Origin of the sequence: Cupriavidus agavae, assembly GCF_004217045.1 — a bacterium.
Classification (GTDB): domain Bacteria; phylum Pseudomonadota; class Gammaproteobacteria; order Burkholderiales; family Burkholderiaceae; genus Cupriavidus; species Cupriavidus agavae.
Genome location: NZ_SGXM01000012.1, coordinates 80,648 through 94,842 on the forward strand (window position 1 = coordinate 80,648; position 14,195 = coordinate 94,842).

General features: G+C 66.5%; 13 protein-coding genes. 3 read left to right on the forward strand and 10 right to left on the reverse strand.

Going from position 1 to position 14,195, the window contains the following annotated elements; translation table 11 throughout:
• Nucleotides 1-123: 123 nt before the first annotated feature.
• From EV147_RS24605 to EV147_RS24615, 3 genes are all read right to left on the reverse strand, one after another.
• Nucleotides 124-507: a response regulator gene (locus tag EV147_RS24605; RefSeq protein ID WP_130393848.1), complete on the reverse strand. Its 384-nt coding sequence runs from the start codon at nt 505-507 to the stop codon at nt 124-126.
• A gap of 208 nt (nt 508-715) precedes the next feature.
• A complete protein-coding gene (locus EV147_RS24610) occupies nt 716-2,713 on the reverse strand; it encodes a putative bifunctional diguanylate cyclase/phosphodiesterase (RefSeq protein WP_130393849.1) in 1,998 nt (665 codons plus the stop codon).
• Between the two features lie 136 nt (nt 2,714-2,849).
• On the reverse strand, nt 2,850-4,631 hold the full coding sequence (locus EV147_RS24615; protein WP_130393850.1) for a methyl-accepting chemotaxis protein: 1,782 nt from the start codon (nt 4,629-4,631) through the stop codon (nt 2,850-2,852).
• 457 nt (nt 4,632-5,088) lie between these two features.
• Here EV147_RS24615 and EV147_RS24620 point away from each other — a divergent pair, with 457 nt between their 5' ends.
• Nucleotides 5,089-5,400, forward strand: coding sequence for an H-NS histone family protein (locus EV147_RS24620; RefSeq protein WP_130393851.1), 312 nt, complete (start codon nt 5,089-5,091; stop codon nt 5,398-5,400).
• Nucleotides 5,401-5,508: 108 nt separating this feature from the next.
• On the opposite strand, the gene galE is transcribed toward EV147_RS24620, so the two are convergent.
• Nucleotides 5,509-6,528: a UDP-glucose 4-epimerase GalE gene (galE, locus tag EV147_RS24625; RefSeq protein WP_130393899.1), complete on the reverse strand. Its 1,020-nt coding sequence runs from the start codon at nt 6,526-6,528 to the stop codon at nt 5,509-5,511.
• Nucleotides 6,529-6,634: 106 nt separating this feature from the next.
• On the reverse strand, nt 6,635-7,708 hold the full coding sequence (locus tag EV147_RS24630; RefSeq protein WP_407923287.1) for a tyrosine-type recombinase/integrase: 1,074 nt from the start codon (nt 7,706-7,708) through the stop codon (nt 6,635-6,637).
• A gap of 167 nt (nt 7,709-7,875) precedes the next feature.
• Between EV147_RS24630 and EV147_RS24635 the strand changes: the two genes are divergently transcribed.
• The gene (locus tag EV147_RS24635) at nt 7,876-8,865 is read left to right on the forward strand and encodes an NAD(P)H-dependent flavin oxidoreductase (protein ID WP_130393853.1); all 990 of its coding nucleotides are present in this window, start codon (nt 7,876-7,878) and stop codon (nt 8,863-8,865) included.
• 3 nt (nt 8,866-8,868) lie between these two features.
• On the opposite strand, the gene EV147_RS24640 is transcribed toward EV147_RS24635, so the two are convergent.
• Entirely contained in the window at nt 8,869-9,450 is a 582-nt protein-coding gene (locus EV147_RS24640) for a PadR family transcriptional regulator (RefSeq protein ID WP_130393854.1), read from the reverse strand.
• A 339-nt stretch (nt 9,451-9,789) separates the two neighbouring features.
• On the opposite strand from EV147_RS24640, the gene EV147_RS24645 reads away from it, so the two are divergent.
• Nucleotides 9,790-10,023 carry a hypothetical protein gene (locus tag EV147_RS24645; RefSeq protein WP_130393855.1) on the forward strand — a complete coding sequence of 78 codons (234 nt, stop codon included), beginning with the start codon at nt 9,790-9,792 and terminating at the stop codon, nt 10,021-10,023.
• A gap of 182 nt (nt 10,024-10,205) precedes the next feature.
• Here the strand turns inward: EV147_RS24645 and EV147_RS24650 are convergent, their stop codons facing one another.
• The 4 genes from EV147_RS24650 to EV147_RS24665 form a co-directional block, all read right to left on the reverse strand.
• Nucleotides 10,206-11,210, reverse strand: a complete 1,005-nt coding sequence (locus EV147_RS24650) for a Bug family tripartite tricarboxylate transporter substrate binding protein (protein WP_130393856.1) — start codon at nt 11,208-11,210, stop codon at nt 10,206-10,208.
• Nucleotides 11,211-11,322: 112 nt separating this feature from the next.
• The gene (locus EV147_RS24655; protein WP_130393857.1) at nt 11,323-12,054 is read right to left on the reverse strand and encodes an SDR family NAD(P)-dependent oxidoreductase; all 732 of its coding nucleotides are present in this window, start codon (nt 12,052-12,054) and stop codon (nt 11,323-11,325) included.
• Between the two features lie 261 nt (nt 12,055-12,315).
• On the reverse strand, nt 12,316-13,518 hold the full coding sequence (gene pcaF, locus EV147_RS24660) for a 3-oxoadipyl-CoA thiolase (protein ID WP_130393858.1): 1,203 nt from the start codon (nt 13,516-13,518) through the stop codon (nt 12,316-12,318).
• A 29-nt stretch (nt 13,519-13,547) separates the two neighbouring features.
• Nucleotides 13,548-14,195, reverse strand: a complete 648-nt coding sequence (locus EV147_RS24665; RefSeq protein WP_130393859.1) for a 3-oxoacid CoA-transferase subunit B — start codon at nt 14,193-14,195, stop codon at nt 13,548-13,550.

Genomic DNA, 14,195 nt, shown 5'->3' on the forward strand with positions numbered 1-14,195 from the left:
TGCAATGGCCCGCCCCGCCACGCCGCAAGACAATGCGGGCGCCGCCGGGCCGGTCCACCTGATATGGCCTTCCAGTGATAACGGCAGGCAACGGGGTGGATTAAGGGCGACTCGGCGCCGCTTTTACCCCTCGGAGGGAGGGGTCAGCAGGGCGCCGACCGACGCCATCAGGTCCTCGGGGTCGAACGGCTTGGCCAGGAAGCCCGAGGCACCGGCCTCGCGGGCGCGCTCCAGGATGGTGTCGTCGTGCTCCGTGGACAGCATCAGGATCGGGATCGACGCGTAGTCGGGCGTGGCACGCAGTGCGCGGATCAGCGACAGGCCGTCCATGACCGGCATCACCTGATCAGTCACCAACATGCCGAAGCGGGCCTGCATGGCAACTTCCAGCGCCTCCTTGCCGTCCGATGCCTCGGTCACCGTGAACCCGCCCGCGCGCAGGCAGGCGCCCGTCATGCGGCGCAGGGAGGGCGAATCGTCGACGACGAGGATGTGAGGAAGAGACATTCAGGGACTCCGGGAAGAAGTGGGTCCGCCATTGGCAGGGCCATGCGGGCGGCGACGGACAAGGCCAGCGCGCTGGCACCGGCCCCGAAACCTCGAAGGCGGCCGTGCCACTGCCCTGTCTTCGAGATATCGACACACCGGCCGCCGGATTTAGGTCCGGCACCCGCGTGCCGGACGCGCGGCCCCGTGTTTAGAGTGCTCGCTCTAATCAGGCCGCCGACTGGGCGTGCGTCGGCCGGGCGCCGAGCAGCAGTCCGGCGAACACCGGCGCGTCGAGCGGCATGGCCATCAGGTAGCCCTGCACCTCGTCGCAGCCCATCTCGTCGAGGATGTCGAGTTGGGACGCCGATTCCACGCCTTCGGCCACGACCCGCATGCGCAGTTCGTGCGCCAGCGCCACCATCGATCCCACGATGGCGCGGCCCTGCGGATCGGCATCAAGCCCGCCGATCAGCGTACGGTCGATCTTGAGCGTTCCCACCCGCAGCCGCTTCAGGTAGCCCAGGCTCGAATAGCCGCTGCCGAAATCGTCGAGCGCCACCTGGATGCCGAGCGACTGCAGCTCGGTCAGCGTCTCCAGCGACTTGCCGATGTCCTTCATCGCCGCCGTCTCGGTAATTTCGAGCGTAATGGCCGACGGCGGGATGTCGTGCTGGTGAATCTGGTCAAGCAGGTACTGCGGGAAGTTGCGGCTGGCGAAGCGCAGGCCGGAAACATTGATCGCCACCGGCGCGGGCGGCAAGCCGGCGTCCTGCCAGGCGCGCACCTGGCGGCAGACCTGCGAGATCACCCAGTCGTCGAGCTTGTCGATCTGGCCCGACTGCTCGGCCACCATGATGAACTCCGCCGGATTCACCGCGCCCAGCGTGGGATGCCGCCAGCGGCACAGCGCCTCGGCGCCGATCACGCTGCGCGTCTTCACGTCGTACTTGGGCTGGTAGACCAGCGACAGCGCGTCGTCCTGGATGGCCGGCCAGAGATCGCGGCGAATCACGCGCATGCGGCGCGCGCGCTCGCCGGCTGCCGAATTGAACATGCGGAGCTGGTTCGAACCGCTCTCGCGCGCCTCGGACAGGCTCACGCGCGCGGCCTGCATCAGCGCCTCGGAGGTGGTGGCGTCGCGTGGCGAAATGGCGATGCCGATATTCACGCCGATCTGCATCTGCAGCCCGCGCGCCGCCACGAACTCCGACAGCGAGCCCAGCACCTTGTCGCCCAGTTCATGGGCGCGGCTGTGCTGCACCAGTTCCGGCACGCCGACGGCGAATTCGTCGCGCGCCAGCCGTGCCAGGAAGTGGTGCGGCTCCAGCGCGGCCTGGGCCAGCGCGCCGGCATCCTGCGCCAGGATATCGTCGGCGCGCACCTCGAAGACCTCGTCCACCTCGCGGAAATCGGCGATATGGATCAGCAGCACCGCGCAGCTGGTGTCGGACAGCCGGGACTGCGCAATGCTCTTGTCGAGCCAGCGCGCGAACGCGGTGCGGTCCGGCAGTTCGGTGCTGACGCTGTATTCGCCCACCTGGCGCTGGTTGCGTGCCGAGAGCCGCACGGTCAGCCCGCCAAAGCGGCCCAGCGGGCGGCGCCCGCTGGCTGCCTCGACCACCGTGCCGGCCCGGCCCGCCAGCGGCAGGTCGTCATGGAATTCGCCGGCTGCGCCAACCTCGGCGGCCGCCAGCGGCCACCGGTTCGACTGGATGCGATGCATCAGGTAAAGGCCCGTGCAAAGCAGCGCCAGGCCGCCGGCCAGCCAGCCCGGCCCCTGCACGCCCGTCGCGTCGAAGCATTCGCGCGGCGTCAGCGACGTGCCGCCGCACACGCGGCCCAGCCGCGCGCCGGCCATGGCCACCAGCCCGGCGCCGGCCACCATCGCCGTGGCCACGGCCAGTTGCCAGCCGCGGCCATGGCTGCGCAGCCAGTGCCAGGTCGGTGCGAGCATCTGCGAGGCCAGCACGCTCGCCGCCAGGCTTACCGCGAAAGTGGCGGCGAGCTTGGCACCGTTGTTGGCCGCCGTCAGCGTGCCCGAGGCAAGCGCCACCCAGAGCGGCATGCCAAGCGTGGCCTGCGACATCAGCGCCGCCCACCAGGTGAGCGAGCGAATGGATCTACGCCCCGGCGCGCCGTCCGCTTGGACCGCGCGCAGGCCGAGCGCGGCCATCAGGCCGAGCAACGCCGCAAGCAGCAGTAGGCTGAAATTCGTGGCAATCATCGGGGCTGCGCGAAAAGGAATACCGGGGGCGGGCGAGACAACGGGAGGCGGGCCAGACCTGCGGCCCGCTGCCCTGGCATCTCGCGCCCGCCAGGCCTCCCTTGTTGCACGCGCTTGTTACGTGAGTCCGAAACGATCAGAAGGCCGACCAGTTGTCGTCCGGCGCCGAAGCCGTGGCCGCAGCCGGCTGGTTCAGCTTCGGGCGCAGCAACTGAGGCTCGCGGGCCTTGCGCACGATCGGCGGACGCTTGGCCGCCGCCCGCACCGGCTCTTCCGCACGGGCTGCCACGGGCGCGGCAGCCGGCTTGGCCACCAGCGCCGCGAAAGCCGGCGCGCTGACCACCTGGCGCGACACCGTACCGTCGGCCGACACCGTGAACACCGACACCACGCTCTTGAGCTTCTGCGCCTGTTCCTCCAGCGCGCCCGCCGCGGCCGCCGCTTCTTCCACCAGCGCGGCGTTCTGCTGCGTGACCTGGTCCATCTGCGCCACGGCCTGGTTGACCTGCTCGATGCCCGTGGTCTGTTCCTGCGACGCGGCGCTGATCTCGTTCATGATGTCGGTCACGCGGCGCACGGCCTGCACGATCTCGCCCATCGTCTGGCCGGCCTCGGCCACGAGGCGCGTACCGCTTTCCACGCGCTGGCCCGATTCACTGATCAGGGACTCGATTTCCTTGGCCGCGTTGGCGCTGCGCTGCGCCAGGCTGCGCACCTCGCCGGCCACCACGGCAAAACCGCGGCCCTGCTCGCCGGCCCGCGCCGCTTCCACGGCGGCGTTCAGCGCCAGGATATTGGTCTGGAAGGCGATACCCTCGATCACGCCGATGATCTCGACCACCTTGCGCGACGCGCCGTTGATCTCGTTCATCGTATCGACCACGCGGCCCACCACGTCGCCGCCCTTCAGCGCGATCTGCGAGGCCTCGCCGGCCAGCACGCCAGCCTGGCGCGCGTTGTCGGCGTTCTGCTTGACCACGGTGGTCAGCTCTTCCATGCTCGCGGCGGTCTGTTCCAGCGAGGCGGCCTGCTCCTCGGTGCGCTGGGACAGGTCCGTGTTGCCCGCCGAGATCTGCTGCGTGGCCGAGGCAATCGAATCGGTGCCGCCGCGCACTTCATGCACGATGCCCGACAGGCTCTGCTGCATCTTGGCCAGCGCCTGCATCATGCGGCCGATTTCGTTGTTCGACATGCTCGTGATGCGCGAGGTCAGGTCGCCGCCGGCCATGCGTTCGAACACGGTCAGCGCTTCCTCCACCGGGCGCACGATGGCACGGTTGAGCATCGTGGCCGCCACCACGGCAATGACGATGCCGAACGCGATCAGCAGGACCGACATGGCACGGATCGTCTCGAAACGCGACTGCGCGGCCTCGAAATTGGCCTTGCTGGCCTCCATCTGGAATTTTTCGAGCTTCTCGTGCGCGCTGGACATCGAGCGCTGCAGCTCCGGCATCACATCACGGCCCATGCGCAGGGCTTCCTCGCGGTTACCTTCCGCGAGTGCCTTCTGCCACAGTGCCACGCCCTTGTCGAAGAACTCCTGGCGCTTGGCGGCCAGGGCCGAGGACAGGACCTTTTCCTCGTCGGTCTGCGGCAGCGCCATGTAGCGCTTCCAGCCGCGCTCCGAGGTTTCCACGAACACCTTCGATCGGTCGACGTGCTTCTGCAGGTCCTCGCCCTCGGAGCCGGGCATGATGCCGCGATCCAGCGCCAGGCGCAGGCGCGTGGTGCCCACCATCGCGTCGGCCAGCGCCTGCGACGACGCCAGCTGGTTCGAGTAGGTCTCCTTCAGCGCATCGTTGGACCGCGAGATGCCATGCAGTCCCGCGCCGCCCACAAGCAGCAGGATGGCCGTGAGCAGGGCCATGGCGCCCCGTAGCAGGGTCTTGATCTGGATATTCTGGTGAAAGGACATGATGTGCTGGTCATAAGGAGATAACCCGAAGCCACTCCCTTGCTCCGGTCCGGCAGACCGACACCCCGTACGGCCTGCTCAGGATTCCATAACGGCGCCCATCCATTCAACCTTGAGATGCCCGGCAAATAGAAAAGTGCAGAATGGCGCGTGACGCACATGGCCACGCCACTGCCATATTCGGCGATCCGGAAAGCGCCCAGGATTTTGCGGGCGGCCGAATTAAACGCTGCCGATATTCAGGGCACACCAAAACCGGGAGCGGCCCGCCCGCCCGCGTGCATCCGCGCCCGTGCCGCCGGTGACCGGCAAGCATTGGCGAAGTTCAGTAATAATTTCTAATTGAGAATTTTCGCATTTTGGAACCGGCGGGGGAAAATAGATTTGCACGGCTGCGCGCAGTGGTTATAATGGCCTGCGTGAATTCACGGACCCAACTGTAAATAGAGGGATACAAATGGCGACATATCAGGAAATCGTTCAGAAAATCAGCGAACTGCAGAAGCAGGCCGAAGAGATCAAGGCGCGCGAACAGGCGAGCGTGATCGCGGAGATTCGCGAGAAAATCGAACAATTTGGCCTGACTGCCGAAGACCTCGGATTTGGCGGCAAGGTGGCGGGTACCAAGAAGGCAGCCGCGGCGCGCAAGGTGCCGGTGCGCTACCGCGACAGCGCCGGCAATACCTGGACCGGCCGCGGCAAGCGTCCGGGCTGGCTGACCCAGGCGCTCGCCAATGGCAAGTCGATGGACGACTTCCTGATCCGCTGAGTACTGCCGGTTCCCGGTGCGTCTCGGACGCGCCAGGCGGGCCAATAAAAAACCGGGCTTCTGCCCGGTTTTTTATTGGTAGCGGGAAATCCGCCGGCGCGGCGATATTCAGCCGGCAAACCCCTGCGGATTCATCGACTGCCAGCGCCAGGAATCCTCGCACATGCGGTCGATATCGTGCCGTGCACGCCACCCGATCAGCGACGCCGCCAGGGCCGGATCGGCATAGCACGAGGCAATATCGCCCGGGCGGCGGTCGACGATCTGGTACGGCACCGGCTTGCCGCTGGCCCGTTCGTAAGCCTTCACCACCTCCAGGACGCTATATCCACGGCCGGTTCCAAGGTTGACCGTCATGCCGCGCGGGTTGTCGCGCAGGTAGTTCAGGGCCGCCACGTGGCCATCGGCCAGATCGCAGACATGGATATAGTCGCGCACGCCGGTCCCGTCCACGGTGGGATAGTCGCCGCCATAAACGCTGAGCTTTTCGCGCCGGCCGCCGGCCACCTGCGCCACATAAGGCATCAGGTTATTGGGAATACCGCCGGGATCCTCGCCGATCAGCCCGCTTTCATGCGCCCCGACCGGGTTGAAATATCGCAGAAATGCGATTCGCCATTCCGGGTCGGAAATTTCCACATCGCGCAGGATTTGCTCGCCCATGAGCTTGGTCTGGCCATACGGATTGGTCGCCGACAACGGAAAATCTTCAAGAATCGGCACGGCATGCGGATTCCCGTAGACCGTGGCCGACGAGCTGAACACCAATTGCTTGACGCCGGCCGACTGCATGGCGCTGCACAGCGTGATCATGCCGTCCAGATTGTTGCCGTAATATTCGAGCGGCTTGCTGACCGATTCGCCCACGGCCTTGAGCGCGGCAAAATGAATCGCCCCGGCGATCTTGTTCTCGGAGAACAGCCGGTCGAGCAGCGCGCGGTCGCGAACGTCGCCTTCGACAAAATTCGGCGTGGTCCCGGTGATCTTCGCCAGGCGATTGACGACTTCGCGGTTGCTATTGCAAAGATTATCGAGTCCGATCACCTGATAGCCGGCCTCGTGCAATGCCACCCAGGTATGCGAAGCGATATAGCCGGTGGCGCCTGTCAGCAGTAGGGTTTCAGCCATGGATTCTTGAGTCGGAATACGTTTGAAAAAAAGGCGTGACGCCTGCCCGGCCATGGAATGCGCCCCGCGAGCGGGTTGCCGGGCCTGTCATCATAACCGCGCGGGATTAATCCTGTGTGGCTTCTCCGCCCGACCGCGCGGTCGGTTTTGCCGCGACCGGCAGCCCGGTACGTGCCTGCCACGCCTCATAGGCCGAATGCAGCCGCCAGCCCGATTCCAGATCGCGCATGCCGAGCAGTTGCGCCACGGCCGCCGGCGTGGTGCCGGCATCGAAATGCATCGCGCCGCAAGTATTGCGCAACGTCTGCGGCGATGCCCGCTCGCTGCGCCCGGCCAGCACGCCAGCCTCTTCCAGCAGGATCTCGATACGCCGGTAGACGGACGCCGCGTGCATGGCCCGGCCATTCGCCATCGCCGGAAACACCAGTTCGCCGAGCGAACCGGCCGCCTGCCGTAGCGCCAGCCAGTGGCGCAGCGAGCCGTGCGCGAACGCGAACAGCGGCACCGTATAGGTCCGGCCATTGTCGGTACACACCATGCGAATCGATATCGGACCACTGGCGATTCCCTGCAACGCGTCGAGCCGCAGCGCCCGCACTTCGGCCACCTTGAGGCCGCCCCCGAGCAGGACGGCCAGCAGCGCGATATCGCGGGCGCGTTTCCATTGCGTCGGAGAGATGCCGCGCGCTTCGTCGCCGGCGGGGAGCGGGTCGGGCGAAGGCGCCAGCACGCGTGCCACCAGCAGGTCGCGCTCGCCGGGCAGAAGGAACGCGGTCGGATCGTTCTCGCCATCGGCCAGATGCGTCCGCACCGCCTGGCTGCCGGGGTTGTGCAAATTCTGTTGCAGTGTCGAAAGATGGTGGAACACGCGTTCGATCAAACGCGCGTACCGATAGCGATGCCGCTTGTGCAGGTCCTGGGCGTCGAGAAAGGCGGCGATCTGGTCGGCGGACCACTTCAGCGGCGGCATGCCTTGCTCGCCGGACCAACGCAGCAGCTTGCCCCACATCGCGCGATAGACCGTGGCCGTGCCGGGGCGGAAGCCATGCCGCGCCAGCCAGCCGTCGAAGGCCCGCTCGGGATGCGCATACCAGGAGGCCAGGTCGCTGTCGAACAGGTCCGGCGCCGCAGTCTGGTCGGCGCCAGCCGATGGCGAGCCGGTTGGGGTGCGAGTAATCACTGACTTCTTCCGTCCTGCCGGGAGTGGCAATCCGCTCATTGTAGACAAAGCGCCACTGACGCTGGCCTGCCCCGCCCACATGCGCCATTGCACGACGCCTGGGGCCATGGTATTTTCGCCATCAATATGCAACTGGTTGCATAAAACGTGTAATCCGGAGACTTGTGATGGCCCTTCCCGCCCTGCTGCAAAACCTGTCGCTGCCGGCAGTCTGCTCGCCGCTGTTCATCATTTCCAACCCCGATCTGGTCATCGCCCAGTGCAAGGCCGGCGTGGTGGGCTCGTTCCCGGCGCTGAACGCCCGGCCCGCGGAGAAGCTGGCCGAATGGCTGGACCGCATCACGACTGAACTGGCCGAGCACGACGCAAAGCATCCGGACCGCCCGGCCGCGCCGTTCGCCGTGAACCAGATCGTGCACAAGTCCAACGACCGCCTCGAACACGACCTGGAACTGTGTGTGCGCTACAAGGTGCCCATCGTGATCACGTCGCTGGGTGCGCGCGTGGAAGTTAACCAGGCCGTGCACTCGTACGGCGGCATCGTGCTGCACGATGTGATCAACAATACCTTTGCCCGCAAGGCCATCGAGAAAGGCGCCGACGGCCTGATCGCCGTGGCGGCGGGCGCGGGCGGCCATGCCGGTACGCTCTCGCCGTTCGCGCTGCTGCACGAGATCCGCGAATGGTTCGACGGCCCGCTGCTGCTGTCCGGCGCCATCGCCAGCGGCGACGCCGTGCTGGCCGCCCAGGCCGCCGGCGCCGACCTCGGCTATATCGGCTCGGCCTTCATCGCTACCGAAGAAGCCAACGCCGAGGATGCCTACAAGCAGATGATCGTCGACAGCAATGCCGACGACATCATCTACTCGAACCTGTTCACGGGCGTGCACGGCAACTACCTGCGCGAGAGCATCGTGCGCGCCGGACTGGACCCGGCCGCGCTGCCCACGTCCGACGCCTCGGCAATGAACTTCGGCTCGACGCGCGTCAAGCCCTGGAAGGAAATCTGGGGCGCCGGCCAGGGCGTGGGCGCCATCAAGCGCGTGGTGCCGGCCGCCGAGCTGGTGCGCCGCTTTGTCGAGGAATACGCGCTGGCGCGCCGCCGCCTGGGCCTGGCCGTGCCGGCACCGGCCGGCCGCGAGGTCGATCTGGCGTAACGGCTATGCCGGCGACGATCCCTTCGCCGGCAATTCCAGCAACGGCAGCAGCGCGCGTCCCCAGGCGATCCAGTCTTCCTGGAAGCGGATGCCGCGCTGCAGCAGCGCATACTGGATCTGCTGGCGCCGATCCAGCGTGCCGGCGAAATCCTTGCGCTCGATGCTCCGGTAGAGCGCGAGCCGCTCTTCGTGCAGCGCGATCAGCCGCGCCATCTCGCGGTCAAGCCCGAGCGGGCCGATTGCAGCATCTGCACGTAGCTTGACCAGAATTTCCTCGCGCTGGTCGAGTCCCGCCCCGGGCGACAACACCCACCGCGCCAGTTCCTCCCGTCCGGCCGGCAGCACGCTGTACACCTTCTTGCGGTTCTTCCGTTCCGCGCCATCCCCCTCCCCGGTCCGGGCCGCCGGCCCGGCATCCTCGGCGGCAATCCACCCAAGATCGGCCATGCGCCCCAGCTCGCGGTAGATCTGCTGATGCGTGGCGTGCCAGAAATATCCGATCGACTTGTCGAAACGGCGGGCCAGGTCGTAGCCCGAGGAGGGTTTCTCGATCAGGGAAATCAGTAGCGCGTGCTGGGTGGACATTCGCGGCGTAGTGGCGTGGCGGGGCGATTGGCGGCTGGCACGGGAGTTGCTCCCTCAAGCCACCAGGATTCAGGTGACGTAATGGTAGCGCGCAAGTTCATCGTGCGTCATGCCGTTAACCCGTGAGCGTCACCGGCGCCACAGATGCGCCACCCCGCGCCCACGGCGCGCCAGACACCGAATTATGACAATTTAGTCAATTGTCTCGATACTGATATAAAAAAGTCGAAATGGCATTCCGCGACCGCCTGCAATACATTCCAGACAATGCGACCCGCACGCGCGCGCCTTCGTTTTACCGGCCCAACGTTCAGCGCCGTGCGTCACTGGAGAGTTGAGATGAACGCAAGACCGGAAATCACGTTGACGGAAGGCACGGCCGCGGGGGAATCGTCCCTGGCGCCCGCCGCCTTCGTCAGCGCGGCCCGCGCCCGGGCCGGCACCGCGCCGATCTACTACCGGCTGCCGGATACGCCGGAAGGGCTGCATATCAAGGAATACGCCAGCGGCCTGCGCCAGCTGGTGCGTTTTGTCGGGGTGGAGGAACAGGTCGTCAAGTACGTGGTCAGCTGACCCGTCCGACCCGGCTTCCGCTTCGCCCCGTACCTGATGTCTCCTCCCGTCCGGCAAGGACCTGGGATTTCTGCCCGCGATGATCTCGCGGGCTTTTTCTTTCCGGGCCATGAAAAAAACCGGCCGCGAGGGCCGGTTTCAGTACCGCGAACTGCTTGAACCGCTTGAAACGCCGGACCGGATCAGTCCACCGTGGCGCCCGAAGCCTTCACGACCTTGGCCCACTTGGCGGTCTCGGACTTCATGAACGCGGCCAGCTGGGCCGGCTTTTCCGGGTTGGGCTCGGCGCCCTGCTCGGCCATCTGCTTCTTCACTTCCGGCATGGCCAGGATCTTGACCACTTCGGCGTTGATGCGGTCGACGATCGGCTGCGGCGTGCCGCCCGTGGCGTACAGCGCAAACCACGAGGTGGCTTCATAGCCCGGCACGCCGGCTTCGGCCACGGTCGGCACGTCCGGCAGGGCCGGCGAGCGCTTGCCCGACGTCACGGCCAGCGCGCGCAGCTTGCCCGCCTTCACGTGCTGGAACGACGACGGCAGGTTGTCGAACATCAGGCCGATCTGGTTGCCCAGCAGGTCATTCACGGCCGGGGCGCTGCCCTTGTACGGAATGTGCTGGATGTGCAGGCCGGTCATCGAGTTGAACAGCTCGCCCGACAGGTGCATCGACGAACCGCTGCCCGACGAACCGTACGACAGCTTGTCCGGGTTCGCCTTTACGTAGGCGATCAGTTCCTTGATGTTGTGGACCGGCACCTTCGGGTTGACCACGACGATGTTCGGAACCATGGCGATACGCGTGACCGGCGCGAAATCCTTGACCGGATCGTACGGCAGCTTCGAGTACAGCGACTGGTTGATGGCGTGCGTGCCGATGGTGCCCATGAACAGCGTGTAGCCGTCGGCCGGTGCCTTGGCGGCCAGCGAGGCGCCAATGTTGCCGCCGGCACCCGGACGGTTGTCCACGACGACCGGCTGGCCCAGCGCCTTGCCCAGTTGCAGGCTGACGATGCGGGCCAGGATATCGGTGGTGCCGCCCGCCGAGAACGGCACGACCATCGTGATCGGCTTGGTCGGGTAGTTGCCTTGCGCCTGCGCGCCGGAAACGGTGGCAAAGCCGGCGGCCAATGCCACGCCAGCGGCCAGCAGGCGTCTGCGCGCCTTCGAGGTGTGATTGGTGATGCTCATCTTGTGCTCCAGGAGTTGATGCTACGCACGCGGGCAAACCTTGTGAGCGCCGCGGGCGCAATGCTTGAATCGCTCTTCCACCCCGTGCCTGGGGGCGGGCAACTGCTACTACTCAGACCGGCGCCACACCGAGCGTGGTTCCGCCGCAGACGTACAGCACCTGTCCGGTGACGAAGCCATTTTCGGGGGCGAGGAAGAACAGCGAGGCACGCGCCACGTCTTCCGGTGTACCCATGCGCTTCACGGCAATGCTTGCCAGGATGCGCCGGGTCTGTTCGCTGCCCTCCGGATTGCTCTTTCGGAACAGCTCGGTGGCGATGGGACCCGGTGCCACGGCATTGACGGTGATACCGTCTCCGCCCAGCTCCATCGCCAGCGTTCGGGTCATGCCAACCAGCCCCGCCTTGGCCGCGGAATACACCACGCGCTCGGGCTTGCCCAGCGCCGCGCGCGAGGCCATGTTGACGATGCGGCCAAAGCCGGCCGCGCGCATGGCGGGCAGGCAGGCCTGGGTCAGCAGCATCGTGGCCTGCAGCGTGAGGCCCACGACGTAATCGAGATCCTCGGCGGTGGCCGTATCGGCCGTGCCGGGGCGCGTGGCGCCGGCGTTGTTCACGAGCCGGGTCACCGCGAATTGCGAGGTCACCTGCTCGGCCGCCGCGCGCGTGGCGTCGGCGTTGGTCAGGTCGGCCTGGAAGAAGGTCAGGTTCGGATGCGACCACGTCGGCGCTGCATAGTCGACGTTGATCACACGCGTCACGCCGTCGGCGAGCAGCATTTCGGCAATGGCACGGCCAATACCGGAACTGGCGCCGGTGACAAGCGTGGCAACGGGAAGGGACATCTCGGTACTCCACCAGCGTCGGACGCCGGGTCAGTCTGAAAAAGATGCGGCAAGACCGGCGAGCCCGTCGGTCCGGCCGCAATGCTCTACCTCGTTGAGGAAGAGACACCACTGAAACTTCCCGCCCAAGCTAACGGCGGGAAATGTCGGAAATTAAGCGCTTTGAGGTAGTGATACACCTTGCGATTTCTGCCTTGTTTGTCTTTCTCCCCTCTCCCATTTCATGGGAGAGGGGAGCAAACCATCAGGCAATCAACACCCTCAAACCCGCTCGATCACCATCGCGATACCCTGGCCCACGCCGATGCACATCGTGCACAGCGCGAAGCGGCCATTGGTGCGTTCCAGCTGGTACAGCGCCGTGGTCACCAGGCGGGCGCCGCTCATGCCCAGCGGGTGGCCCAGGGCGATGGCGCCGCCGTTCGGGTTCACGCGCTGGTCATCGTCGGCGATGCCCAGTTCGCGCAGCACGGCCAGGCCCTGCGCCGCGAAGGCTTCGTTCAGCTCGATCACGTCGATCTGGTCCAGCGTCATGCCCAGTTGCTTCATCAGCTTCTGGGTGGCCGGTGCCGGGCCGATACCCATTACGCGCGGTGCCACGCCAGCCGTGGCCATGCCCACGATGCGGGCACGCGGCTTCAGGCCGTGCTGCTTCAGGCCCGCTTCGCTCGCCAGCAGCAACGCGCAGGCGCCGTCATTGACGCCCGAGGCGTTGCCGGCCGTGACCGTGCCGTCCGGGCGCACCACGCCGCGCAGCTTGGCCAGCGCTTCCATGCTCGTGGCACGCGGGTGCTCGTCACGATCCACCACGATCGGGTCGCCCTTCTTCTGGGCGATCGTCACGGCGGTGATTTCCTGGGCCAGCGTACCGTCGGCCTGGGCGCGCGACGCCTTCTCCTGGCTGCGCAGCGCCATCAGATCCTGGTCTTCGCGGCTGATCTTGTAGTCCGTGGCCACGTTCTCGGCGGTCTCGGGCATCGAGTCCACGCCGTAGGCCGCACGCATCGCCGGGTTGATGAAGCGCCAGCCGATGGTGGTGTCGAAGATTTCGGCCTGGCGCGAGAACGCCGAGGTGGCCTTGCCCATCACGAACGGGGCGCGGCTCATGCTTTCCACGCCGCCCGAGATCATCAGGTTGGTCTCGCCCGACTTCAGCGCGCGCGCGGCCGTGCCGGTGGCGTCCATGCCCGAACCGCACAGGCGGTTGATCGTCGAGCCCGGCACGTCCTGCGGCAGGCCGGCCAGCAGCGAGGCCATGCGGGCCACGTTGCGGTTGTCCTCGCCAGCCTGGTTGGCGTTGCCGAAGATCACGTCGTCGATGGCCTTCCAGTCCAGGTTCGGATTGCGGGCCATCAGGGCCTTCAGCGGCACCGCGCCCAGATCGTCCGCGCGCACGGCGGACAGGCTGCCGCCGTAGCGGCCGATCGGGGTACGGATGGCGTCAACGATAAATGCGTCGCTCATGTTCTGTCTCACTCGTTCTGGGTGGAGGGTCAGGCGGCTACGGCCTGCTTCAGGGGCACGCCGGTCAGGCGTTGCAGTTCGTCGAACGACAGGCCGTCCACGAGATCGCGGGCAACCAGTCCGTCCGGCGTGACGTCGATCGTGGCCAGGTCCGTGTAGATGCGGGTCACGCAGCCGATGCCGGTCAGCGGGTAGGTGCACTCGGCCACCACCTTGCTTTCGCCCTGCTTGGTCTGGTGTTCCATCATCACGAACACCTGCTTGGCGCCGATCGCCAGGTCCATCGCGCCGCCCACGGCGGGGATGGCGCCCGGGGCACCGGTGTGCCAGTTGGCCAGGTCGCCGCGCTCGGACACCTGGAAGGCACCCAGCACGCAGTAGTCGAGGTGGCCGCCGCGCATCATCGCGAACGAGTCGGCGTGGTGGAAGTACGAACCGCCGGCCTTGATCGTCACGGGCTGCTTGCCGGCATTGATCAGGTCACCGTCTTCCTCGCCCTTGGGCGGCGCCGAGCCCATGCCGAGCAGGCCGTTCTCGCTGTGCAGCAGGATTTCGCGGTCGGCCGGCAGGTGATTGCCAACCAGGGTGGGCAGGCCGATGCCGAGGTTCACCACGGCACCTTCCGGAATGTCTTTGGCCACGCGGGCGGCCATCTGGTCGCGGGTCAGGCGTTGCAT

Excerpts from the sequence above, each read along its gene's own strand:
- EV147_RS24655 (WP_130393857.1), bottom strand. The coding sequence starts at position 12,054 with ATGTCCCTTCCCGTTGCCACGCTTGTCACCGGCGCCAGTTCCGGTATT.
- EV147_RS24650 (WP_130393856.1), bottom strand. The coding sequence starts at position 11,210 with ATGAGCATCACCAATCACACCTCGAAGGCGCGCAGACGCCTGCTGGCC.
- EV147_RS24665 (WP_130393859.1), bottom strand. The coding sequence starts at position 14,195 with ATGCAACGCCTGACCCGCGACCAGATGGCCGCCCGCGTGGCCAAAGAC.
- pcaF (WP_130393858.1), bottom strand. The coding sequence starts at position 13,518 with ATGAGCGACGCATTTATCGTTGACGCCATCCGTACCCCGATCGGCCGC.
- EV147_RS24615 (WP_130393850.1), bottom strand. The coding sequence starts at position 4,631 with ATGTCCTTTCACCAGAATATCCAGATCAAGACCCTGCTACGGGGCGCC.
- EV147_RS24620 (WP_130393851.1), top strand. The coding sequence starts at position 5,089 with ATGGCGACATATCAGGAAATCGTTCAGAAAATCAGCGAACTGCAGAAG.
- EV147_RS24640 (WP_130393854.1), bottom strand. The coding sequence starts at position 9,450 with ATGTCCACCCAGCACGCGCTACTGATTTCCCTGATCGAGAAACCCTCC.
- EV147_RS24605 (WP_130393848.1), bottom strand. The coding sequence starts at position 507 with ATGTCTCTTCCTCACATCCTCGTCGTCGACGATTCGCCCTCCCTGCGC.
- galE (WP_130393899.1), bottom strand. The coding sequence starts at position 6,528 with ATGGCTGAAACCCTACTGCTGACAGGCGCCACCGGCTATATCGCTTCG.
- EV147_RS24610 (WP_130393849.1), bottom strand. The coding sequence starts at position 2,713 with ATGATTGCCACGAATTTCAGCCTACTGCTGCTTGCGGCGTTGCTCGGC.
- EV147_RS24645 (WP_130393855.1), top strand. The coding sequence starts at position 9,790 with ATGAACGCAAGACCGGAAATCACGTTGACGGAAGGCACGGCCGCGGGG.
- EV147_RS24635 (WP_130393853.1), top strand. The coding sequence starts at position 7,876 with ATGGCCCTTCCCGCCCTGCTGCAAAACCTGTCGCTGCCGGCAGTCTGC.